The organism is Sorangium sp. So ce426 (assembly GCF_051475585.1).
Taxonomy (GTDB): domain Bacteria; phylum Myxococcota_A; class Polyangia; order Polyangiales; family Polyangiaceae; genus Sorangium; species Sorangium cellulosum_B.
The window spans coordinates 5,847,594-5,869,817 of record NZ_CP150341.1 but is presented as its reverse complement, the minus strand read 5'-3'; the positions used below and the strand labels follow the sequence as shown (position 1 = coordinate 5,869,817).

General features: G+C 70.5%; 16 protein-coding genes. 7 read left to right on the top strand and 9 right to left on the bottom strand.

The features are described 5' to 3' along the window. Positions 1-132: 132 nt before the first annotated feature. On the bottom strand, positions 133-873 hold the full coding sequence (locus WMF44_RS21825; RefSeq protein ID WP_437301033.1) for a cobalamin B12-binding domain-containing protein: 741 nt from the start codon (positions 871-873) through the stop codon (positions 133-135). Positions 874-1,091: 218 nt separating this feature from the next. Between WMF44_RS21825 and pucL the strand changes: the two genes are divergently transcribed. Together pucL and WMF44_RS21815 are read left to right on the top strand one after the other, a co-directional pair. Next, positions 1,092-1,937 (top strand): factor-independent urate hydroxylase, encoded by an 846-nt coding sequence (gene pucL / locus WMF44_RS21820; protein WP_437301032.1) that lies wholly within the window; start codon positions 1,092-1,094, stop codon positions 1,935-1,937. A gap of 59 nt (positions 1,938-1,996) precedes the next feature. Then, complete coding sequence (locus tag WMF44_RS21815) at positions 1,997-3,202, top strand: PAS domain-containing protein (protein ID WP_437301031.1); 1,206 nt, start codon at positions 1,997-1,999, stop codon at positions 3,200-3,202. 5 nt (positions 3,203-3,207) lie between these two features. On the opposite strand, the gene WMF44_RS21810 is transcribed toward WMF44_RS21815, so the two are convergent. From WMF44_RS21810 to WMF44_RS21795, 4 genes are all read right to left on the bottom strand, one after another. Further along, complete coding sequence (locus WMF44_RS21810) at positions 3,208-4,548, bottom strand: hypothetical protein (RefSeq protein WP_437301030.1); 1,341 nt, start codon at positions 4,546-4,548, stop codon at positions 3,208-3,210. 37 nt (positions 4,549-4,585) lie between these two features. Further along, positions 4,586-5,623, bottom strand: a complete 1,038-nt coding sequence (locus tag WMF44_RS21805) for a hypothetical protein (protein ID WP_437301029.1) — start codon at positions 5,621-5,623, stop codon at positions 4,586-4,588. Positions 5,624-5,968: 345 nt separating this feature from the next. Beyond that, a complete protein-coding gene (locus WMF44_RS21800; protein WP_437301028.1) occupies positions 5,969-7,096 on the bottom strand; it encodes a hypothetical protein in 1,128 nt (375 codons plus the stop codon). 61 nt (positions 7,097-7,157) lie between these two features. Further along, the gene (locus tag WMF44_RS21795) at positions 7,158-7,493 is read right to left on the bottom strand and encodes a LysR substrate-binding domain-containing protein (RefSeq protein WP_437301027.1); all 336 of its coding nucleotides are present in this window, start codon (positions 7,491-7,493) and stop codon (positions 7,158-7,160) included. A 638-nt stretch (positions 7,494-8,131) separates the two neighbouring features. On the opposite strand from WMF44_RS21795, the gene WMF44_RS21790 reads away from it, so the two are divergent. The 3 genes from WMF44_RS21790 to WMF44_RS21780 all read left to right on the top strand — a co-directional run bounded on the left by WMF44_RS21790 (position 8,132) and on the right by WMF44_RS21780 (position 12,846). Continuing rightward, positions 8,132-9,646: a DUF1592 domain-containing protein gene (locus tag WMF44_RS21790; RefSeq protein ID WP_437301026.1), complete on the top strand. Its 1,515-nt coding sequence runs from the start codon at positions 8,132-8,134 to the stop codon at positions 9,644-9,646. Between the two features lies 1 nt (position 9,647). Next, a complete protein-coding gene (locus WMF44_RS21785; RefSeq protein WP_437301025.1) occupies positions 9,648-11,033 on the top strand; it encodes a DUF1552 domain-containing protein in 1,386 nt (461 codons plus the stop codon). Positions 11,034-11,148: 115 nt separating this feature from the next. After that, complete coding sequence (locus WMF44_RS21780) at positions 11,149-12,846, top strand: RICIN domain-containing protein (protein WP_437301024.1); 1,698 nt, start codon at positions 11,149-11,151, stop codon at positions 12,844-12,846. Between the two features lie 118 nt (positions 12,847-12,964). On the opposite strand, the gene WMF44_RS21775 is transcribed toward WMF44_RS21780, so the two are convergent. Beyond that, on the bottom strand, positions 12,965-14,908 hold the full coding sequence (locus WMF44_RS21775) for a hypothetical protein (RefSeq protein WP_437301023.1): 1,944 nt from the start codon (positions 14,906-14,908) through the stop codon (positions 12,965-12,967). Positions 14,909-15,165: 257 nt separating this feature from the next. Beyond that, positions 15,166-17,628 carry a heavy metal translocating P-type ATPase gene (locus WMF44_RS21770; RefSeq protein ID WP_437301022.1) on the bottom strand — a complete coding sequence of 821 codons (2,463 nt, stop codon included), beginning with the start codon at positions 17,626-17,628 and terminating at the stop codon, positions 15,166-15,168. On the opposite strand from WMF44_RS21770, the gene WMF44_RS21765 reads away from it, so the two are divergent. Next, positions 17,627-18,463: a cadmium resistance transporter gene (locus tag WMF44_RS21765; RefSeq protein WP_437301021.1), complete on the top strand. Its 837-nt coding sequence runs from the start codon at positions 17,627-17,629 to the stop codon at positions 18,461-18,463. The two genes, WMF44_RS21770 and WMF44_RS21765, sit on opposite strands and share 2 nt — an antisense overlap. Positions 18,464-18,489: 26 nt before the next feature. Here the strand turns inward: WMF44_RS21765 and WMF44_RS21760 are convergent, their stop codons facing one another. After that, complete coding sequence (locus WMF44_RS21760; RefSeq protein ID WP_437301020.1) at positions 18,490-19,482, bottom strand: hypothetical protein; 993 nt, start codon at positions 19,480-19,482, stop codon at positions 18,490-18,492. Between the two features lie 68 nt (positions 19,483-19,550). Continuing rightward, positions 19,551-20,966: a protein kinase domain-containing protein gene (locus tag WMF44_RS21755; RefSeq protein ID WP_437301019.1), complete on the bottom strand. Its 1,416-nt coding sequence runs from the start codon at positions 20,964-20,966 to the stop codon at positions 19,551-19,553. A 306-nt stretch (positions 20,967-21,272) separates the two neighbouring features. Here WMF44_RS21755 and WMF44_RS21750 point away from each other — a divergent pair, with 306 nt between their 5' ends. After that, positions 21,273-22,040: a hypothetical protein gene (locus WMF44_RS21750; RefSeq protein WP_437301018.1), complete on the top strand. Its 768-nt coding sequence runs from the start codon at positions 21,273-21,275 to the stop codon at positions 22,038-22,040. Positions 22,041-22,224: the final 184 nt, after the last annotated feature.

The following is a 22,224-nucleotide window of genomic DNA, read 5'->3' as shown; positions in this document are numbered from 1 at the left end:
GTCATCGGAATCCTCCGAATCAAAGCCTCTCCCTCGCTCGCGGCGGAGGCGATCTGTCTTTGGCAGGCCGGCGCGGAGCTCGCTATGCGAAACGCACCCCGCGGGGCCGGCGGTTGAAGGCGCGGAGCGGGGTCATGCGCTCCGCGCCGCGAGGAGCTGCTCCGCCGCGTGGACGGCGTGCTCCGCGCTCGGCGCCGAGCCGTCGGCCCCGAGCTGCCTCCAGAGGTCGTCGACGACGCGGAACGGCTGGCCGCCGACCAGGACGACGACGCCCCTGCACCGATCGTCGCTGCGCGCCGCGGTGATCACCTGGCAGACGCTCGACAGCTGATCGCTGAGCGCGGCCGAGACCGCGAGGACGTCGGCCTTCCGCTGGACGACCTCCTGGATCACATGCTCGGCGGGCGTGCTGGCCCCGAGATAGAAGGTGTCCCACCCCGCCATCTCGAAGAAATCGGCGACGAAGCGCGCGCCGATCTCGTGGAGGTTCCCGTCCACGGCGGTGGCCACGAGGCGGCGGCCGGCGCGATCGGCGCTGACGACGAGCGGATAGAGCTGGCCCAGGATCATCTGCGTGACCGCCGTGCAGTAGTGCTCCCCGGCGACGCTGAGCTGACGGAGCTGCCAGCGCCGGCCCAGCTCGTACTGGCACGGCTGCAGCACGTGAACATAGATGTCCTTGATCGGCGCGCCGGCGTCGAGCGCCTCCCGGATGGCCCGCACCGCTCGCCTCCGGTCCCGCTCGATCAGCGCGTCGAGGTAGCTGCACGCGACGGCCCCGAGCGGCGCCTCCCGGCGGACGAAGCTGGCATCCTCGGCGTGCGTCCGAGCGACGAGCTCATCGGCCGCCCTGTCACGGTCTGTGGTCACCATGCCCGCGTATGTGGTGCCGCGCCCTCGCCACCGCACGCGCGATATCGCACGGGTCCGCCCGACGCCCCTCCGGCGGGCGGCCGCCGCCGGCGCGTCGCCGCGCGCCGCGGGTCGAGGGCGAGGGGACCCGCCAGGCTTGAGCCGGCGTCGCGCTTCGAGCTACCGTCTCTCCCGCGTCTCAAAAGAGCGTCGTCGCCCGGCGCGGGAGCTGAAGAACGATGTCGATCTCGTTGGTGCGGAACGCCTACGGCAAATCGAGGGTGCGGCTCGTGAAGGTCCGCCGCGCGGGCGCGCGGCACGAGCTCACCGACGTCCAGATCGATGTCCAGCTGGAGGGCGAGTTCGACGACGCTTACACGAAGGGTGACAACAGCAAGGTGCTGCCCACGGACACGATGAAGAACACCGTGTACGCGCTCGCCAAGGGCCACCCGGTCGAGCCGATCGAGGACTTCGGCGTCCTGCTCGCCGACCACTTCCTCGGCAGGCCGCACACCCGGCGGGCGAGGGTCGCTATCGCGGAGAACGTCTGGTCTCGCGTCGACGCGGGCGGCGCGCCGCACCCTCACGCCTTCCTCCGCGCGGCAGGGGAGCGGCGGACCGCGGAGATCTCGGCGACTCCCGGCGGGGTCGAGATCACGTCCGGCGTCGCGGACCTCCTCGTCCTCAAGACCACCGGCTCGGCGTTCTCGGGCTTCCCGCGCGACGGGTACACGACGCTCAAGGAGACGGGCGACCGCATCCTCTCGACGCTCATGGTGGCCCGCTGGCGCGCGGCCGGCCGCGACCCGGCGCCGACGGCGACGTGGGAGCGCGCCCGCCGCGCCCTGATCGAGACGTTCGCAGAGCGACACAGCCTCTCGGTGCAGCACACCATTCATGACCTGGGGGAGGCGGTGCTCGCCGCCTGTCCTGCCATCGACGAGGTGAGCCTCTCGCTCCCCAACAAGCACTGCCTGCTCGTCGATCTCGCACCCTTCGGGCTCACCAACGACAACGAGATCTTCGTCCCCGTCGACGAGCCGCACGGGCTCATCGAGGCCACGATGAAGCGAGGGAGCTGAGCGTCGGGCGCGGCCGTTTTTCTCGACATGCCGACGACGCGCCCGGTACAGTGCGGCGAATGGACCAGATGGCCGGCCCGGACGAGCTCGAGATCGCGACGAGCTACATGAACGCGGTCCTCAACGGACCGTTCATCGCCGTGGAGTGCACGGGCGACGTCGGGTCTCTCGAGATCGCCGCGTGGAGCGCCGGGGCGGAGCGGCTGCTGGGTTACACCGCGGAAGAGGTGATTGGCCGCCGCCTCGCGGACACGGCGCTCCGCAGCGCAGACGTCGACAACTGGCGACGCCTCTGCGACGGGCAGGGCGGCGCGCCGCTCTCGGCCGAGCACCGGCGGAAGGACGGCCGCGTCGTCGCGTGTGCGTGGGTGCACGAGCCGATCCGCGGCGTCGACGGCCAGGTGGTGCGCAGGCTCTTCCTCGGGCAGGACGTGACCGACCGCGGCCGCCTGGCGGACGCGTCGCGGGACGACTCGATCATCCTGCGATCCATCCTCGATCACGTCCCGATCGCCGCGTGCAAGTATGATCGCGATGGGGTCTTCACCCATCATGACGGCAAGGGGCTCGAGAACTCGGGCGTGAAGCCTGGGGCGCTCATCGGCAAGAACGTCTTCGACCTCTACGGGTCGAGCCCCGAGGCCGCGGACGGGATGCGGCGCGTGCTGGCGGGAGAGGTCGTGGAGAACCAGGTCGAGACCCACGGCGTCGCCTGGCGGTCCTGGCTGCTCCCCGTCTTCGACGAGCGCGGCGCGGCGGACGGCGCGGTCTCCGTGACGTTCGACATCACGGACATGAAGCGCAAGGAGGTCGAGCTCCAGGCGAGGCTCGACATGATCCAGGCCCAGCAGCAGGTGATTCGCGCGCTGTCGACGCCCATCATCGAGGTCTGGGATCGCGTGCTGACGCTCCCGATGGTCGGCGTCGTCGACAGCGTGAGGACCTCCGAGGTGATGGACAGCCTCCTCGACGCGATCGCGACCAAGGGGGCGCGCTTCGCGATCCTCGATCTGACCGGGGTCGACGCCGTCGACACGAAGACGGCCAGCTACCTCATCGAAATGGTCCGCGCGATACGGCTCCTCGGCGCGGAGGGCGTGATCACGGGTATCCGCTCGAACGTGGCGCAGACGATGATCGCGCTCGGGGTCGATCTCTCGGGGATCATCACGATGGGCAACCTCCGCGCCGGCCTCAAGCTCTGCATCCAGCGGATGAACCGCGCCGACGCGGCCGACGGCGCGCGGCGGGCCGAGGCACGCTGATCGGGCTAAGGCGCTTTCGTCCGCGGCGGCGAGACGTCGAGATCCGCCATCTTTCCCTCTCGCTCCAGCCGCCAGATGTCCTCGTCGGTGACGAACTCCTGCGCGAGGAGCTCTCGCGCCCGCTTGATCTTCGCGAGGAGGACGGGCTCCGTGACCGGTATGCTCGACTCCTTGGTCGGCGCGGGCGGCGGCTTCATCAGCGAGAACGTCCCGCGCGCAGCGTGCCCCTCTGCCGTCTCGCCCTCGAGAACGTACGTGATGGTGAACACATCCGGTTCACGCGCCGTGTCGAGCTTCACCTCCACGTCGACCCCTTGCCCCGGTGGGATCTCGGTAAGGCCGAGCGAGGCCTCCTCGTGCGGTGAGGCGCTCGACGCCCCCGCGAAGTGCCGCACCGCCGTGACCGTATCGATCCGGACCGGCGCGTCGCGGTGATGCCAGAGGCGGAACGTCTGCCGGACCACGCCGTCGCCGTCCTGCTTGGGAAATCGGGGCGTCGGCGTCGCCGCGATGGTCACGATCCCCCGCTCGGCGAGGTCCTGAAACATCATGTTCGGGATCTGGAGCAGGGTGCGGCCGGTGAGCTTCTCGCCCGCTTCGCTCTTGACCTCCACCCGGATCAAAAACTCGGAGACGAGCGTGGTTTGCGGCCGGCGCTCGTAGCTGTGGGTCACGAACGGCGCCTTCGTCTCCTCCGAGCCGCCGTCGTCGAACACCCAGGCATAACTCGCGGGCTTGAACGGCCTCGCGGCGGGGTTGTCCTTGATCCCGACGTCGACGATCTGCGCCGTGAGCTCGAATTCACCGGGGGTGCTCGGCTGGAGCCTGTGGGTGACGACGACGATCCGCTCCGGCTTGCAGGCGTTGACCTTGTATCTCGGGACCTCGATCTGAGTCACCGCGTTGTTCCGCCCGAACACGGAGATGGCGGGCATCTCGTACGATCCGTCCGTGTCGGGCCAGATGCGGAGTGGTACCCGCGATCCGGCGCGCGTGCCAATGACGCCGTGGAGGTACTCATCTGTCCCGTTCGTGGTATGCGATCGCACGGTGATGAGGTTCTCCTCGCCGGCGCACACCTCCGGCTTCTCGACCTCGATCTCGTCGATGACGGGCGCCGGGTCCTCCGCGGGCGCGCTCGCCACGGCGGCGCTCGCCGCGGCGGTGCTCGCCGCGCGTCCGGCGCGCGGCGGGGCCTCCGGCGCGCTCGTCTTCGCCGCTGCCTGCACGGGCTCGGGCGCCTTGGAAGGGCGGACCGACCAGACCAGGGCCCAGAGCGCGGCGGCGAGCACCACCACACCGACCCATTGCGCCTTTGACCGATGCTCGCCGATCCTGGTCGTCATGGCCGGAGCTCCTCACGTCGCTGTGCTCGAACGTCCGTCAGTACCAGCACCCGTAGACGTTGCCTCCGGAGTTCCACTGGACATTGTGGTTCGTATCGGCAGACCAGACGGTCGCGCCGGCCTGCGTCCCCCAGGGGTGCCCGTTCCAGCCGCCGATGCGGTCGGGGCTGATGGACACGGCGACGGTCTTCGGGTCGTCTCGGACTCCTCTCCACACGCTGCTGCTGCCGGTGTTGCATGCGTGCGAGGCCATGCAGTTCGCGACCTGATTGGCGGCCTTGTCGCAGACGTCCGTGAAGCATGCGAGCGAGGTGCCGACCATGCCCCAGAACCCCAGGCTGTTCTCGCAGCTGTCCATCACCCCGCCGTGAAGGGCGTTGGCCGCGCTGACGAGCTTGGCGTGGCTGTACGTGTACGGCGGGATGGCGCCCTGGCCGTCGAGATGGTGCGCGAAGGCCAGGAATGAGGAGCAAACCATACCGTTGTTCCACGCCGGCCCGCCGGTGGGCGTGCCCTCGGTGTTGCGGTACTGGAAGAACGAGTAGTGCACCCGGTCGCCGCGGACGCTCAGCCGAGGGATCTCGACCCCTCCGTCGATGATCGAGCGCTCGGCGTAGTAAGGCACCTCCCACCAGATGGTTTCGCCGATCGACGCGGCCCGCTTGGGATCGCCGACCTGATAGGTCAGCGCGGCCGGGCCGCTCCCGCCGCTCCCGTAGAGGAAGCGGTAGATCCCACCCTGGTTGACCTGCGCGAGCCCGGGATAACCATCGAGCAGATCGTTCGATACGATGGGCGTGCTGCACACATCAGGCCAGGAGTTCTCGCGCGGCTGCTTCATGGTGGCGTGCGTCACCCACCGTCCGGGTCCGTGCGACAGCATCGAGTGCGTTCGGAACTCGCCGACGGCGTTAAGGACGTCTCCGATCGGCCCGGAGCCGGCGCTGAACACGGCCGCGCCGTTCGGCGCGTTCCAGCCGGCGCTGGAGTACCCGCACGCCTGCTCGGCGGCGGCAGCGGCGGAGGCGAGGCACGATGATACGATGACGAGCGGCAGGACGATCGCTGGTTTCACGGGCGCACCTCCGAGAGCAGGGCCGTCGGGACACAGGGCGGTGAAGCGGGCGCGTGGAGCGTCCTGGGCTCTGACGGACGAACGCCGCGAGCGGCCCGAGCCGGAGGCGGCGCTCGCTCGAGATACGGAAGGATGACGCTCCAGGGGCGGCGCGTGCGGGTGCCCCACCCCCGGAAGATAGTGTGGTCTGCGGAAACCGTGGGCAAGCAGAAAATGGAGGCGCGATTGCCTTCTACCGCCGTGATCGAGCCCCTCAGGCGGGCGGGCCTGGCGGATGCACAGAACGATGGACAGGACGATGCACAGGACGATGCACAGGACGGACCGGCGGGACCCGGGGACGCCTCATCGGTCGACTGGAGGCGGCGAGCCCCGTCCCGGGGCTCCGAGCACCTCGACCGCCCCCTCCGACGACAACAAGATCTGCGGGTTGGCCTGCGCCGGCGAGATCACGTTGAGCACGCCCCTCGCGCGCACGCGCAGGCCTGGTTTGATGAACTTGTTGCGCGCGTCCACCGGGGCGCCGGGGTGCGCCGCCCAGCCCCGCGCGAGTTTGTCGCGGATCGCCTCGAAGAGCCCCGGATCGCTGAAATTGACGAGCGTATACTCGCGCTCCACCCGATCCCCGTCGACGACGCGCAGCGCCCAGATGTCGAATTTGATCTGCGGGCTCCTCGGGAAGAGCACGAGATCGCCCTCCAGCGCGATCGGCTGGCCATGACCGGCCTGCATGCGCTCCAGCACCTCGACTGGCCTCGAGACGGCCGGATCGAGCCGCAGGTGGATCGGGTGATCGGGGCGCTCGGCGATCACGTAATGCAACCGGATCTTGTCATTGCGCCACAGGTCCCGGACGTGCTCCGGGCGGGTCACGAACACCGGCACCACCTTGTCTGCGAGCTCGACAACGAGGATCTTGCCCTCGGCGTCGACGCCGTGCACACGACCCACGAGCTCGCGCCCCCCGAGGAGCGCCGCGTGTGTGGTCGTGTCGTGTGCATACGGCGGCGCGTCCACGCCGGAGGAGAACCGCGTGATCACCTCGATGCGGCGCACGCGGACATGGCGCTGAGGGCCTTTCTTCTCGAGGCTGCCGAACACGCGCAGCCTGTCATGCCGCTTTAGCCCCGCGAGCTCCCGCGCGACCTCCGGCGACCCCGGGATCATCGGAAAGTCAGCGTAACGGAAGAAATCGTGCGGGAGCCGGTAGGTGAAGACGAAGAGACCGGACGCAGGCGCCGCGCCGTGCATCCATCCATCGAGCCCGTGGCCGGCGAGCGCCGCGGCGATGCCGGCATCATCGTCCGGGTCAATCACGGCCGACGGATCGCGCGGGGTCGGCGTCGCGTGATGGCTCGGAGTCGCGCGCGCGGGCAGCGCGGCCGGAGCCTGTGCTGGCGGGGGATGGCAGCCGGACGGAACGACCAGGAGGGCGAGAAGCCAGCCGAGCACCGCGACCGCGCGTTGACCCATGCGCCAGCATAGCAGTCGCGGAGTCGAACCTGCACGGCGGCCGTGGAGCGCCTGAGCGGCGCTATCGCGTGCTCCGGTCGAACCGCGCCCACGCCGGCACGTCACGCGATCGTTCGAGCGGCGCGATCGCCCGCTGCACCGGCGAGAGCCCCGGCAGCGAGGTGCCCACGACGACGTGCCCGCACCCGAGGTACCGCTCGAACGTCGCGCGCCCGCGCGCGAGCGGGTGCCCGCGACGCGTCACGATCACGTGTTCGTCGTCGACGATGGGGCGGAACACGAACTGCTCCAGCCCGTCGATGTCCGCCCGCGGGACGAGCGCCAGGTCGACGTCTCCGCGCTCGAGGGCGCCGACCGGCCTCTCCGCCCCGTTCGAGCGTGAGCCGTTCGGCGACATCCGCGCGCCGTGACGCCTCGAGGCGCGGCGCGCGTGACGTCGCTGGTCAAAATTCGAGAGGATTCGGCGGTTCGTGATCAATACGCGCTGGAGCGGGAATTCTTCCAATGACTACTCGTGTGCGCGGCGTGGGTGGCCTGGAGAGGTGCGACGAAGTCGCGCTCTCGCCTCGCTGCCCAGGCCGTAGTTCGCCCGGTTCTGCTGGGCTGACGCGGCGCGTGCCGCGTCAAGTGACGGCCAGCCGATCCATAATATGACGGGAGTGGAGTCTTCGGGCAGTACCAGACTTCGCCAGCCGATGGTCCGTTGTTGACCGCTGTCCGGCCATTGAACGTGGGCGTCTTGCGCTGTGGATTGATGGGAGCAGCGCTTGACGTCTGCCGAGGCTTCACCGTAGGTTGTGACCGACGGTAGGAGGTCACGGTATGGCTGACTTAGGATATCGTCGCTGGCGAGCCGGTTCGGCGCTCGTAGCGACGCTCGCGCTGACGGCCGTAGCCGGGTGCGGTAACGGGCAGATTGGAGCTTCGGGCTCCGACTCTGGCCCCGGCTCCAGCTCCGGGGGGGACGGCTCGACGTCCGGACAAGGAGATCCACCGGTGTGCGGCGCCGAGCGGATCCTCGCACCGCAGCGGCGTTTGACGCGATTCGAATACAACAACACGGTCCGAGATCTCCTCGGAACGTCCCTCACCCCTGCCGATCAATTCCCCCCGGATGAGATCGCTGGCGGCTTCAACAACAACGCGACGGTGCTGACCGTGTCTGCGCTGCACGCGGAGAAGTACCTCCTGGCTGCCGAGGCGCTCGCGACCGAGGCCGTCGCGGGCGATCTATCGAAGCTCGTGCCGTGTGATCCGGCCGCGGTGCAGGGGCAAGTCGCCCAGGAGGAAGCGTGCGCGCGGCAATTCGTCCAGGACTTCGGCCGTCGCGCGTACCGTCGACCGCTCGAGACGTCGGACGTCGACCGGCTGATGCGCGCCTACGCCGCGGGGCGCACCGACGGGTCGTTCCGTGAGGGCATCGAGGTCGTCATCCGGGCCGCGCTGCAATCGCCGAAATTCCTGTTCCGCCTGGAGCTGCGTCACGATCTCGATGCCTCCTCGTCGCGGGTGCGCCTCGACCCGTACGAGATGGCGTCGCGCCTGTCGTACCTCGTCTGGGCGTCCGGCCCCGACGACGCGCTGCTCGATGCCGCGGAGGCGGGCCTGCTCGATACCCGCGAGCAGCTCGCCGAGCGAACCCGCCAGATGCTGGAGCACCCGCGGGCGCGCCGGGCCGTCACGGAGTTCTACAAGCAATGGCTCAACCTCGGGAAGCTCGAGACCATCGTCAAGGAGGAGAGCCAGTTCCCCGGGTACGACGACGAGCTCGTCGCCGGGATTCGCGCCGAGACCCCCGCGTTCGTCGAGCACGTGCTGTGGTCCGGGGATCACAAGCTCTCGAGCCTGCTCACGCTGCCCGTCGGCTTTGCCACCGAGTCCGTCGCCGAGCTCTACGGCGTGACGGTCCCGCCCGGCTCGACCACACCCCAGCTCGTGGAGCTCCCGCCGGACCAGCGCGCAGGGGTGCTCACGCAGCCCGCGTTCCTGGCCGTCCACGCGCACCCCGATCAGACCTCTCCGGTGCTGCGGGGCAAGGCCATCCGCTCGAAGTTCATGTGCCAGGATCCGCCGCCTCCTCCTGACGACGTCGACCTCACGCCGCCCACCGGCGAGGAGGGCGTCACAGCGCGTGAACGGTTCAACCAGCACGCCTCGAATGACAGGTGCGCCGGCTGCCACAAGCTGATGGATCCGATCGGCTTCGCGTTCGAGAACTTCGATGCCGTGGGCGCGTACCGCACCCAGGAGGGCGGGCAGGTCATCGACGTCTCCGGGGAGATGGTCGCGTCCGAGGACATGGACGGCCCGTTCGTCGGCGTCCGCCAGCTGGCGGAGAAGCTCGCCGGGAGCGCGCAGGTCCGCGAGTGCCTCGCGACGCAATGGTTCCGCTACACGGCGGGCCGCTTCGAGAACGTCGACGACGAGTGCTCGCTCGACGGGCTGCGCGCAGGGTTCCACGGTTCGGAGGGCGACCTCGTGGAGCTCATCGTGGCGACGACGCAGACCGACGCGTTCCTGTACCGCAGCGCGATCGCAGAGGAGGAGTGACATGACACCGCGAATGATCTCTCGACGGCGGATGCTCCAGGGCGCGCTGGCGGCGACGGCGACGATCCCGCTGCTGAACTCCGAGCTGGCCCGCGGGCAAGAGGCCACGGCGCCCAAGCGCTTCGTGGTGTTCTATACGCCGAACGGCACCATGGAGTCGAAGTGGATGCCCACGGGCACCGAGAACAACTTCACGCTGAGCCCGCTGCTCCAGCCGCTCTCGCCGTTCAAGTCGAAGATTATCCCGATGCGCGGGGTGAACATGAACGTCGTGGTCAACTCGAACATCGGCTCCGAGCACGCTCGGGGCATCGGGGGCCTCTTGACGGGGCGGGCGCTGCTCAAGGGCAACTTCAAGAGCTTCATGTCCACCAACGCCGGCTGGTCGTCGGGGATCTCGCTCGATCAGCACATCGCGAACAAGCTGCAGCCCAAGACGCTGTTCAAGACCCTGGAGCTCGGCGTCCAGGTCCGTGACGCGGAGGTGCGCGGCCGGCTCAGCTACGCCGGGCCGGACCAGCCCATCCCCCCCCGCGAGGACCCTTACGACACGTTCCAGCAGCTCTTCGGGGCCTCGGTGCCCGACCCGGGCCAGGACCCGGGCGGCTCCACCGCGCTGGATCGGCTCCGCGCGCAGCGGCGGACCGTGTTCGATCTCCTCCGCGAGGACATCGCCGACGTGCGGCCCCGCATCGGCAAGGAAGATCGCCTCAAGCTCGACTCGCACCTGCAGTCGATCCGGGACATCGAGGCGCGTCTGGCCGGCGGCGGCTCCTCGACCGGCGGCGGCGGCACCCCGACCACGGGCAGCTGCAAGGCCCCGGCGCTGGGCGACCGCATCGACCTCTCGAAGGACGACAACATGCCCGCCATCGGCAAGCTCCAGATGGACATGATGGCCGCGGCGCTCGCGTGCGACCTCACCCGGATCGCCACGATCCAGTGGTCGTACGCCGAGAGCGAGCACCTCTACCCGTTCCTCGGTCTCACGCAGAATCACCATGCCATCTCCCACGAGTGGAACGCGGCGGGCGACGAGAAGTACATGAAGATCCACACGTGGTTCGCGGAGCAGCTCGCCTACCTGCTCGGGAAGCTCGATTCGTACGCGGAAGGGGATCGCACGCTCCTCGACAACACCGTCGTCCTGTGGGTCACCGAGATCGGCGAGTCGAGGCAGCACGCGCTCACGAACATCCCGTTCTTGCTCGCCGGCAGCGGGGGCGGGGTCTTCCGCACCGGCCGCTTCGTGGACTATCTGGCGAACGGCGGCTCTGCCCGCCAGCACAACGATCTTCTCGTCACGATCGCGAACGCGATGGGCACCGACGACAAGACCTTCGGCGACCCGCAGTACAGCACCGGCGCGCTTCCCAGCCTGACGTAGCCAGCTGCTGGCAGATCGCACGGGAGCGGATCAATTCACCCAAGCCGCTGCGCGCGAGAAGGACTTGACTCGTCCGGTTGAAGGCACCGAGATCTCGCTCTTTCTGGAGGGCATCATGCGTCTCGGTTCCTTGTCTCCGGTGATGGGCCTGCTGGTCGTGGGGCTCGGCGTCGCGTCTTGCGCTTCCGACTCGGAAGAGCTCCCTGGGGGCTCATCGGAGGGCAGCGGCGGCGCTTCCGGGGTCGGCTCATCGTCCGGCGGCGGCGGGGCGCCCGGCGCGTCGGTCGGCTCGTCGTCCGGCGGCGGCGGGGCGCCCGGCACCTCCAGCGCTTCGGCGGGCGGGGCGCCGGGCACCTCCGGCGCGTCTGTCGGCTCGGCGTCCGGCGGCGGCGGCGCGCCTGGCGAGGGTGGGGGACCGGAGCTGCCGCCGGCGGTCGGCCCCCTGGTCAACGGGATCCAGTGGGCCGACACCTCGGGCAAACCCATCCAGGCGCACGGGGGAGGGGTGATCCGGGTGGGCGACCATTATTACTGGTTCGGAGAGAACCGGAACCCGGACGGGACGTTCTATGCCGTCTCCTGCTATCGCTCGACCGATCTGCGGCGCTGGGAGTTCAGGAACCATGTCTTGACGATGGACTCGGACAAGGACCTCGATCCGGCCAACATCGAGCGCCCGAAGGTGGTCTACAACGCATCCACGGACAGGTTCGTGATGTGGATGCACTGGGAGAACGGGGTGAACTACGGTGAGGCCCGCGCCGCGGTCGCGAGCTCGAGCACCGTGGACGGCGACTACACGTATCACGGCAGCTTCCGGCCGCTCGCCGGCAGCGGGGTGACCGATCACGGCAAGCCCGGGTACATGTCCCGCGACTGCGGGCTCTTCGTCGACGACGACGCCAAGGGCTATTTCATCTCCGCCACGAACGAGAACTACGATCTCAACCTCTACGAGCTGGCCCCCGACTACCTGTCCATCGCCCGCCTCTCCGCCACGCTCTTCCCCGGCGGGCACCGGGAGGCGCCGGCCCTGTTCAAGCGGAACGGCACCTATTTCCTGCTGACCTCGGGCGCCACGGGCTGGTCGCCCAACCAGGCGAAATACGCGACGTCCCGCGCTCTCGACAGGGGCTGGTCGGCGATGACCAACGTCGGTGACGGCACGACCTACCACTCCCAGTCGACCTACGTGCTCCCGGTCCAGGGCAGCGCCGGGACGGCCTACCTGTACATGGGAGACCGGTGGGCAGGGGCCTGGAGCGGACCGGTCAACAACTCGACGTACGTCTGGCAGCCGATCTCCTTCCCGTCGGACACCACCATGAGCATGCGCTGGAACAACACGCTGATCATCGACACGTCGGCCGGCGCCGTCGCCGGAGCGACGAACAATTTCAAGCTCGTCAACAAGAAGAGCGGCAAGGTGATGGATGTCGTCGGCGCGTCGGGCGACGACGGTGCGGACGTCGTCCAGAACGCGGACAGGGGAGGAGACAGCCAGAAGTGGAGCTTCAACTACAATGGATCGGGCTACTTCCGGCTGACCAACGTCAAGAGCGGCAAGGTGCTCGATGTCCCTGACGAGTCGACGAGCGACGGGGTCGCGCTGGTGCAATGGGAGAACCACGACGGCGACAACCAGGCGTGGCTGTTCATCGATCTGGGCGGCGGTGATTTTCAGATCAGGAACAAGAAGAGCGGCAAGCTGATCGGGGTCTACCAGGGCTCCACCGCGGACGCCGCCGCGATCGAGCAGCGGGGGGGCGGCGGCGGCGAGGAGCAACGATGGCAGATCGTCGTCGCCGAGTGATGCGTGGATGACGGGCGGGGCGCCTGCGAGGGCAGGGCCGCGACGAGGCGGGCGCCGATGAGCGCGGCGGCCCGGCCCGATCGAGGTCGACCGGGCCGGGTGGAGGATCGCGGCGCCGCTACGACCGCGCGCGCCGCCGCCGCCCGAGCACGAGGCCCGCGGCCGCCGCCGCGAGCGCGGCGGCGCTGCCCGCGGAGCCCGCCGGGCCAGAGGCGCTGCACCCGGCCGCGGCCGGCGCGAAGCCGCCGTCCGTGTCCGCTTCGGCCGACGCCGGCAGCGCGTCGGGCTCGTGCAGATCCCGAGCCGACATCGGCTCATCGAGCACCTCGTCCACGGCGAACGAGGTGGACAGCACCTCGCGCTCGCCGCCCAGGCCCTCTTCCGGCGCGAACTCCGCGTTCCCCGGCGCGGCGAGCTGCGCGACGGCGCCCTGCGGGCTCGAGACCTGGAAGATCGTGTTGCCGATGGTCACATACCAGCTCCCGTCGAGCCAGCGACCATGCCCGAGAGACGAGCCGATGGTCTCGGGCGCGCCCCCCGCCCGGCCCAGATAGCGCTTGCCGCCGTTCAGGAAGAGGACCTCGCCGGTGTCGCTGATGCCGTCGTGGCCGACCCGGAGCTTCACCTGATCGAACTGGCTCGACGTCGTGAAATCGCTGATCTGATGCTGCTCGCCGTCGGGGGTCCGCAGCCAGACCTGGTTGACGGCGCCGTCGCTCTTCAGGAAGGCGGCGTGGCCCGCGTGAACCAGCAGCCCGGCCGAGGTGCCGGTGATCGAGTCGCCAAGGAACACCTCCTCTCCCTCCGCCGTGTACAGGTAGCTGGAGCTCGTCATGCCGTCCCACCACCGGCCGGCGACGTTCGTCCCGTCGGTGATCGGCCGCTGCAGGTTCCCCTCGTGATCGCCGAGGCGCACCCCGCTCGGCCCGACGATGGCGGAACCCTCGTAGGTGCCGAAATAGACGCCGCCGGAAGGCGTGATGTCGGCCTGGAACGGTGACCTGCTCCCGTCGATGCGCCAGAGGGTCCTGCTCGTCCCCGCCGACAGCGAGGTCGCGACGGCCCAGTCGTCGCTGTTCGTCGTCCACACGATGTTGTCGCCGTTCACCGCGTCGAGGCGCGCCGCGCTCGTGATGGTGCGCCGGGCGCCGTTGACCCAGGCGAGGATGTGGCCCGTCGTCGACTGATGTACGGACCCGGACGGCGTGAGCGCCCCGTAGACCTCGCTGAACGGCAGATCTCCTTGAGGGATGGTCGCGACCCAGGTCACCTGCTGCGTGGCGCGGTCGAAGATCCCGAGGCGCTGGTAGAGGTCCCGGAAGAGGATCCGCGCGGCGTCGAAATCGAGGATGGTGCCGGGCGCGCGCTGGACGGCGGTGAGCCTCGGGCTCCTGTCGACGTAGATGGGGCCGATGGTCCTCGTGACGGTGGGGCCCACGCCGTCGCTGGCCTCGAGCGTGAGCGTATACGCTCTGCCCGACGGGAGCTGGTAGCCGTACCAGGCCTGCTCTTCCTTGAGGTAGAGGTGCCCCGGCACGGGCTGCGGGTTGCCCGGCAAAAGGGTGACCTGTCCTTCGGCGCTGTGGAACGTCGCCCGGAGGCTCTTGCACGTGTACGGCGGCGTCGGGACGCACTTCGCGGCGAAGCGCCAGCCGTCGGTGAGGGTGTCGTTCACGACCGCGTTCCATCCGAGCGTCGGCGGCGCGTACCGGTGTACGGTGCCCTGCGCGCTCGCCACCTCGCCAAGCGTGCTGTACGCGTGGACCGTCACGATGTGGGGCCCATAGGCGAGCTCGCCCGCCAGCTCGCCGAGGTCGAACGCTCCCTGGAAATGACCCCCTTCCGTCGGCGTGAGCTCGATGGTGAGCCCTTCGAACTCCGCCTCGACATAGTAGATGTCCTCGGGGGACGACGCCGTTGCGTGCACCGGGATCGTGCTGCTCTCGATGATCACATTGGTCGGCTCGATGAGCCCGACGGTGACGGCGGCATCGGCGGCGTGGGCCGAGAGGGACAGGGCAAAAGCAATGGCTGTGCCAAGATGCTGGCGATAAGCTCTCATGGATCCTCCGTATTTTGAACGCTTCGGTGCATCCGTGGCTCCGATCATTCACTCACCGGGTAGCCGCCCTGCGAGCGGGCGTGAAGCGGAGCGACGCGCTGCCGAGCGCTTCGCTTGCGCGATGAGCCGGCTGCTCGGGATAACAGCGCGACGAGCGCGCTGCTCGTCGGCTTCTTGCTTTACCGCGTCGGGCTGCAAACGCGACAGGAACGCGCCGCTTTTGCTGTGTCCGCGGGCGCACGCCCGCGCGCGGCGGGCTACGGCCGACCGAACGCGCGTAGCCGGAGGGAGTTGGTGAGCACCGACACGCTCGACAGCGACATCGCCGCGCTCGCGAGGACGGGCGACAGGAGCCATCCGGTGAACGGGTAGAGCAGGCCCGCCGCGATCGGGATGCCGATCACGTTGTAGATGAACGCCCAGAACAGGTTCTGCCGGATCGTCCGCAGGGTGGCGCGGGCGAGCCCGAGCGCCACCGGCAGGCCCGCGATCCCGCCGCGGATCAGCGCCACGTCCGCGGACGCGACGGCGATGTCCGTGCCGCTGCCCAGTGCGATCCCCACGTCCGCGCCGGCGAGCGCGGGCGCGTCGTTGATGCCGTCGCCGACCATGGCCACCCTGCGGCCGGCGGCCCGCTGCTCGCGGACGATCCTCGCCTTGTCCTCGGGCCTCACCTCCGCGAACACGGCGCGGATGCCGAGCTCATCGGCGACGGCGTGCGCGGCGCCCGCCCGATCGCCGGTCACCATCGCCACCTCGACGCCGAGCTCGGCCATGGCCACGACGGCGCGGCGCGCCGCCTCGGTGGGCCGATCGGCGACCGCGACGAGGCCCGCGAGCCGCCCGTCGACGGCCACGAACGACGGCGTGCGGCCCAGCGCGGCCAGGCGATCGGCCTCGGCCTCCAGCGCGGCCGTGTCGACGCCCGCCCGCTTCAGCCACGCCGCGGTCCCGATGCGGACGAGCCGCTCCGAGACGCGCGCCTCGATGCCGTGGCCGATCTCCGCGCGGAACGCCGAGGCCTGTGCCATGCCGACCCCGCGGCCGCGGGCGCCCTCGACGATCGCCCGCGCGACCGGGTGCTCGCTCTCTCGCTCGGCGGCCGCCACGAGGCCGAGGAGCGCCGCCTCGCCGTGGCCCGCGAGGTCCACGACGTCCGTGAGCTCGGGCCGACCCGAGGTCAGGGTCCCGGTCTTGTCGAGCAGCACCGCGTCGACGCGGCTCGCGGCCTCGAGCGCCGCGCCGCCCTTGACGAGGACGCCGAGCTCCGCGCCGCGCCCCGTCCCGACGGCCACGGCGGCCGGCGTTGCCAGCCCGAGCGCGCACGGGCAGGCGATCACGAGCACGGCGACGAACCGCTCGACCGCCGTGGCGAGCCCCGCGGCGGTCGGGTCGATCGCGAGCCACGCGGCGAAGGCGAGCGACGCGACGCCGAGGACGACGGGCACGAAGACGCCGCTCACCACGTCGGCGAGGCGCGCGATCGGCGCGCGCGACCCCTGCGCCTGCTCGACGGCCTCGACGATGCGCGCAAGCGCGGTGTCCGCGCCGGTCTTCGTGACGCGGAAGACGAGGGCGCCGCTCTGGTTGAGCGTCCCGCCGAGCACGGCCGAGCCCGCCGTCTTGTCGACGGGCATGCTCTCGCCGGTGAGCATCGCCTCGTCGACCGCGGACGCGCCGTCGACCACCTCGCCGTCGGTCGCGATGCGCTCGCCGGGCCGCACCCGCACGAGGTCGCCCGGGGCGAGCGACGAGGCGGGCACCTCGTCCTCGGCGTCGCCGCGGACGCGCCGCGCTGTCTTCGGCTGGAGCGCCACAAGCCCGCGCACCGCGTCGGCGAGCCGCTTCCGCGCGCGCGTCTCGAGGAGCTTGCCGAGCAGCACGAAGGTGACGATCGCGGCCGCGGCCTCGAAGTAGACCGGCGGCGCGTGGCCGTGCTCGGCGTGCGGGAAGAGGCCGGGGGCCGCGACCGCGGCGGTCGAGTAGAGCCAGGCGGCGCCGGTCCCGAGGCTCACGAGGGTGTTCATGTCCGCGGCGCGGTGCCGGAGCGCGCTCCAGGCAAGGCGAAAGAACCGGCGCCCCGGCCCGAAGACAACGATCGTCGCGAGCGCGAGCGAGAGCCAGCGCGCGGAGGCGCCTTCGAGCGCCGGGATCGCGCCGTGGGACATGGCCATGGCGAGCAGCGGCGCGGTGAGCAGCGCGGCGATAGCGAAGTCGCGCCGGAGCGTCCGCTGCTCCTTCTGCTCGGCCGCGTCCATGGCGGCGGCGCGATCGGCCGCGCTCGACTGCAGGCGCTGCGGTGGGGCGTCCGCCGTCGCTGCCGGGCGTTCGGGCGCCGTGGAGGTCGCGGGGACGCCGGCGATCGGCGGGCTTGCGGGGACGCCGTCGGCCTGCGGGGCCGCGGGGAGGCCGGCGGTCGGCGCGGCTTCAGGGACGCTGGCCGCCGGGGGGATCTCGGGCACCTCGTACCCCGCCTCCACGATGGCGCTGGCGAGCGCGGCCGGCGTGGTCGCCTGCGCGTCGTAGGTGATCGTCGCGCGCCGGGTCACGAGGTTGACGGCCGCATCCTGGACGCCGGGCGCGGCGCGCAGCGCCTTCTCGACGCGGCGCACGCACGCCGCGCAGGTCATGCCCTGCACCGGAAGCTCCGTCCGGGCGCCCTGCGCGGCGGGCGCGGCCTTCGCGCTGGTCGGCTGCACGGGCTGGGGAATCGTCGCCATGGCTTTCTCCTTACACGAGCTCGCGGCTCGTCTCCTGTCGCCTGCGCAGACGCGCCGTCGCTCCGGTGATTACGGTCTACCCCTGCAGGCCCGGGTGAGCTCCGGCGTCGGCCGGTTCGGAGCGGCGCCCGCGGCGCCCGCGCCCCGCCGAGCGGACGCGAGCCGCGGGAGGTGGTACGTCCGCGGGCGCGCCATGGAGCAGATCCTTCCGGCTGTCGGGGTGAGCGTGGTCGTGTTCGTGTCCACGAACATCGACGACATCCTCCTTCTCTCGGCGCTCTTCGCGGATCCAGGCTTTACCCCTGCTCAGGTGGTGGCCGGCCAGCTCCTCGGTATCGCGGCGCTCGTGATCGTGAGCGCCGCGTGTGCGCTGCTCGCGGTCCGCGTGCCGGACGGAGGGATCGGCCTGCTCGGCCTGGCTCCCCTCGCGCTCGGCCTGAGAGGCCTCTGGGCGCTCTGGCGGGGCACGAGGGCGGAAGCAGGCGCGGCGAGCAGAGCGGACGAAGCAGACGCAGCGGAGAGCGCGCGCGAGCCCCAAGGCAGCGCGTCGCGCTTCAAGGTGATCGCCGTGGCGAGCGTGACCCTCGCGAACGGCGGGGACAACCTCGGCGTGTATATCCCGCTGTTCTCCAGCTCCCCTGCGCACATCCCGCTTCATGCGGCCGTGTTCGCGGTCATGACCGGCGCCTTCTGCGCGCTAGGGCACCGCCTTGTCAACCACCCGATCCTGGGCACGCGCATCCGGCGTTTCGGCCGTGCGGCGCTGCCGTTCGTCTTGATCGGCCTCGGGCTCTGGATCCTGTCCGACGCCCTCGTGCTTGTCCGCGCGCGGTAGCGCCCGGGGGGCGCACGCGAGCCGCGTCACCAGCGGCCGCGCACCACGACGCCGCCACCGGCCTGGCCCGCAGTCAGCTCCCAGCTCACCTCGGGCGCCGGCTGGCGGCGCGGGGATGGCTCCAGCAGGAAGAGCAGCGCCGACGCGCCGGCGAGCGCCACGCCGGCGCCGAAGCCGACCGTGCTCACCAGCCCAAGCTGCTTCGCGCGGTTGCCAGCGTCGAGCCCGTCGGGTTTGCATCGCGCCCGGTCGGGGCTCACGTCCCTGCAGTTGTCGGCCGCGACGCCGCTCGCGTCGAGCGCCATCCACCCGGTCACCGATCCGACGATCAGCCCGGCCACGCCGAGCCCGCCCGCCACATAGGTGACCACCCGCAGGCCGCTGGGCCCCTGATCCGGCGCCGGCGGCTCGGCGAGCGGCGGTTTGACGGCCGCCGGGGACTTCACCTCGAGCACGATCGCCCTCGACTCCGACCGGTCGATCGTGAATCGCGTCTCGGTCACGGCCCCTCCCGGCGCCTGCGTCGTCACGACGTGCTCTCCGGGATCGACGGGGAGCGCGACGCCGAGCGAGGGTCTCTCCAGCGTCATGCCGTCGCACTGCACGCGTGTCCCCGCCGGCGCGCCCGGCGGCAGCGACAGCGTGAGCTGCGGCACGAGCGGCGCGAGCGCGCCGCGCTGCCCGAGCGCGATTTTCTGTCGCGCCGACTGCTTGACCCGCTCGGGCTCATTCATGCGATCGACCATCGCGAGATAGTCGTTGTAGCGCGCGACCGCTGTCGCGATACGCCCCCATTTGGCCTCGCACTCGGCGAGCGTGAACAGCCGCCCCGGGCGGGGATCGAGACGCTGGCTTTCGGCGAGGGCAGGGCAGCCGGTCTCGTACCGGCCCGCCAGCATGTCGGCGAGCCCGCGATCGAAGTGCGATTCCGCGACGGCGAGCGCCTGCGCGCTGGCCGGCGCCGCGACGGCGACGCCCAGCACGCCAAGGCAGATGGACCGGAACCAGGAGAAGCGCATGAGTGAGCCGCCAGATACCATCGTTCCCGCTCGCTCCTGGCGAAGGAGTGTCCGCCCTGCCATCGTGCTCAGTCCGGCTTGTACAGCGACTCAGGGCTCGGCTCTGCGGCCGGCGGGGCTGGCGCGAGCCTGCGCCGTGAGCCGAGCGCTGGCGGCGGCGACGCGCTCGCCGCCCCCGTCGCGGGGGCGAGCGCGCGGCTGCCCTTGCCCAGCGGCACGGAGGCCGCGGGAGCGGGCGTCGCGACGCCCGGCGCCGTGGCTGTCGCCGAGGCGTCGGGGAGAGGCGGCGTCGGATGGACTTCAGGGGGCGCGGAGGCGGGCGAGCGCGCGTCCCCCGCGGTCTGCGCGGGCTCCGCGCTCCCGTCGGCGGGCAGCGCGCCGCGGCCCAGCGAGGCGAAGGCGAAGGCGCCGCCGCCGAGGAGGACGAGCGCCGCGACGGTGATCGCGGCTCGGCTCCGTTGCTTCGTGGGGGGCAGCGCGGTCAGCACGGCCGCGGTCGGGAGCTGGACGTCGCTCGGCAGCGACAAGGAGCGGGAGCTCAGGGGGCCCTGTCCACTCGGCGTCTCCGCGGGGAGCAGGCGCGATGATCGCACCGGCGCGGCGGGCAGGTCGAAGACCTCGGCGAGCGCCTCGACCGCGGCCGAAGCGGTGGCGAAGCGCGCCTCGGGGGCGCGGGCCGTCACCTTGGTGAACCACGCGTCGAAGGCCGGAGGCAGCTTCACCCCCTCGGCGTCCGCGCGCGCGGACGCGGGCTCCTGCGGGCCGTTCACGGCGAGCGCCGCGAAAGCGAGCGCACTGTCGTACTTCCGCCTGTCGTTCAGCCAGTACGCCTTGCCGACGAGGAGCGTGTACGCGATCATGCCGAGGGCGAAGATGTCGGCAGCCCGCGAGATCGACTCCCCGCTGAATTGCTCGGGCGCCATGTAGAGCGGCGTGCCGAGGACCGCGGTCGCCGCCGAGTCCGTCGCCGTCTCGACCACGAGCTTGGCAATGCCGAAGTCGAGCACCTTGAGCCGGGGCGCCCCGTCGTCGGTCTCGGCCAGGAAGAGGTTGGCAGGCTTGAGGTCTCGGTGGACGACCCCGGCGGCGTGTGTCTTGTCGAGGGCGATGGCGGTCTGGCGCAGGAAGGCGACGGCCTCTTCCGGCGGCAGGCGCCCGGCCTGGCGGAGGCGCTCGTCGAGCAGCGTGCCGCGGAGCAGCTCCATCACGAGGAACGGCTTGCCGGTCTCCGCGTCGATCCCGGCGTCGAACACCTCGACGATGTGGTCGCTCTCGATGCGCGCGGCGACGCGCGCCTCCAGCTTGAACCGGGCCTGGAAATCGGGGTTGCCGGCGAGGTGCGAGTGCATCACTTTGAGCGCCCGCCGGCGCTCCGTCTCGATGTGCAGAACCTCGTAGACCGCGCCCATCGCGCCGCTGGCGATTCCGCGCACCACGCGGTACCTGCCAGCAAACAGCATCCCGTCGTCCAGACTCAGCGACATGGGTTCCACCAGCAGGCGAACTTATACACCAGCGTACGCGACGCCTGCACTCAGGAACTGACGGATCGAAGCGCTGTTTACAGTGTTCCAGCAAAGATCTAGGGTGCGCTCCGTCGGTCTGCGCCGTCGCGCGGCGGAATGGCCGGTGGTCGCTCGCTGACCGATCGGTGACAGCCGTGTGACTCGATGGGAACATCATTCCATTTCGGCGGCCAACCTCCTCTCCTCCGCGACCAAAACCTCTCGAAATTTCACATGAAAATGAAGACGATATTGGCTTTCGCTCGGTGCGCCGGCGGATGTGCCATGGCGCTGCTCGGGCTCGGATGTGCGCAGATCTTCGGCTTCGACAAGGTCTACGAGCCCGAGGACCCGATCTCCGGAGGCGGTGGCGCAGCGGGCTCAGCGGCCGAGAGCGGTGACGGCGGCGCGGGGGATCCATGCGAGATCCTCGCGGTGCTGCCCGGGGAGAGCCTCGCCCTGTCGATGATCGACGACATGGAAGACGGAGACACCCGGATCTCCGGAGGGAACGGGTCGAACCCTTGGGCAGGGTTCTGGTTCGAGGACAACGACGAATCACCGGAAGGAAGGCAGGATCCTGCGAACCCGGCGGACCTCGTGAGCCCTCTCGACCCTCCGCGCGGCGCCAGCACCAAGGCCGTGCACACGAGCGCCGATGACGGCTTCCTCCTCTGGGGAGCCGGCGTCGGCTTCCATCTGGACGACGAGGCCTACTACGACGCGTCCGGGTATCGTGGCCTCACGTTCTGGGCCCGCGCCGAGGAGGGCTCCACCAGGAGAATGAAGGTGATGTTCATCGATCAGCAGACCTATCACCTGGGGGGCATCTGCAACGAGGCCGAGGGGGAATGCAACAATCACTTCCACAAGCCCGTGATGCTGGAGAGCGACTGGAAGCACTTCAAGATTCCGGTGGAGTGCCTCAAGCAGGAGCCCTACGGCAAACAGCTGTTGGCGCCCGCCCTGGAGCGGCTCTGGGCCATCGAGCTCTTCTTCGACAAGGAGCAGGCGTTCGACATCTGGATCGACGACGTCGCCTTCTACCGGTAGGCGCAGATCTCCTTCAATCAAGGGGAGCGCGCGCTGTCCGCGATCGGCGGGCGGAATCGCTGCGCGCTCCACGTCCGCGATCGGCGGGCGGAGTCGCTGCGCGCTCCACGTCCGCGATCGGCGGGCGGAGTCGCTGCGCGCTCCACGTCCGCGATCGGCGGGCGGAGTCGCTGCGCGCTCCACG

What these genes read in the sequence shown, in the direction of transcription:
- WMF44_RS21750 (WP_437301018.1), top strand. Translation starts at nt 21,273, where the DNA reads ATGGCGCTGCTCGGGCTCGGATGTGCGCAGATCTTCGGCTTCGACAAG.
- WMF44_RS21800 (WP_437301028.1), bottom strand. Translation starts at nt 7,096, where the DNA reads ATGGGTCAACGCGCGGTCGCGGTGCTCGGCTGGCTTCTCGCCCTCCTG.
- WMF44_RS21775 (WP_437301023.1), bottom strand. Translation starts at nt 14,908, where the DNA reads ATGAGAGCTTATCGCCAGCATCTTGGCACAGCCATTGCTTTTGCCCTG.
- WMF44_RS21810 (WP_437301030.1), bottom strand. Translation starts at nt 4,548, where the DNA reads ATGACGACCAGGATCGGCGAGCATCGGTCAAAGGCGCAATGGGTCGGT.
- WMF44_RS21780 (WP_437301024.1), top strand. Translation starts at nt 11,149, where the DNA reads ATGCGTCTCGGTTCCTTGTCTCCGGTGATGGGCCTGCTGGTCGTGGGG.
- WMF44_RS21795 (WP_437301027.1), bottom strand. Translation starts at nt 7,493, where the DNA reads ATGTCGCCGAACGGCTCACGCTCGAACGGGGCGGAGAGGCCGGTCGGC.
- WMF44_RS21815 (WP_437301031.1), top strand. Translation starts at nt 1,997, where the DNA reads ATGGACCAGATGGCCGGCCCGGACGAGCTCGAGATCGCGACGAGCTAC.
- WMF44_RS21760 (WP_437301020.1), bottom strand. Translation starts at nt 19,482, where the DNA reads ATGCGCTTCTCCTGGTTCCGGTCCATCTGCCTTGGCGTGCTGGGCGTC.
- WMF44_RS21755 (WP_437301019.1), bottom strand. Translation starts at nt 20,966, where the DNA reads ATGTCGCTGAGTCTGGACGACGGGATGCTGTTTGCTGGCAGGTACCGC.
- WMF44_RS21770 (WP_437301022.1), bottom strand. Translation starts at nt 17,628, where the DNA reads ATGGCGACGATTCCCCAGCCCGTGCAGCCGACCAGCGCGAAGGCCGCG.
- pucL (WP_437301032.1), top strand. Translation starts at nt 1,092, where the DNA reads ATGTCGATCTCGTTGGTGCGGAACGCCTACGGCAAATCGAGGGTGCGG.
- WMF44_RS21785 (WP_437301025.1), top strand. Translation starts at nt 9,648, where the DNA reads ATGACACCGCGAATGATCTCTCGACGGCGGATGCTCCAGGGCGCGCTG.
- WMF44_RS21765 (WP_437301021.1), top strand. Translation starts at nt 17,627, where the DNA reads ATGGCTTTCTCCTTACACGAGCTCGCGGCTCGTCTCCTGTCGCCTGCG.
- WMF44_RS21825 (WP_437301033.1), bottom strand. Translation starts at nt 873, where the DNA reads ATGGTGACCACAGACCGTGACAGGGCGGCCGATGAGCTCGTCGCTCGG.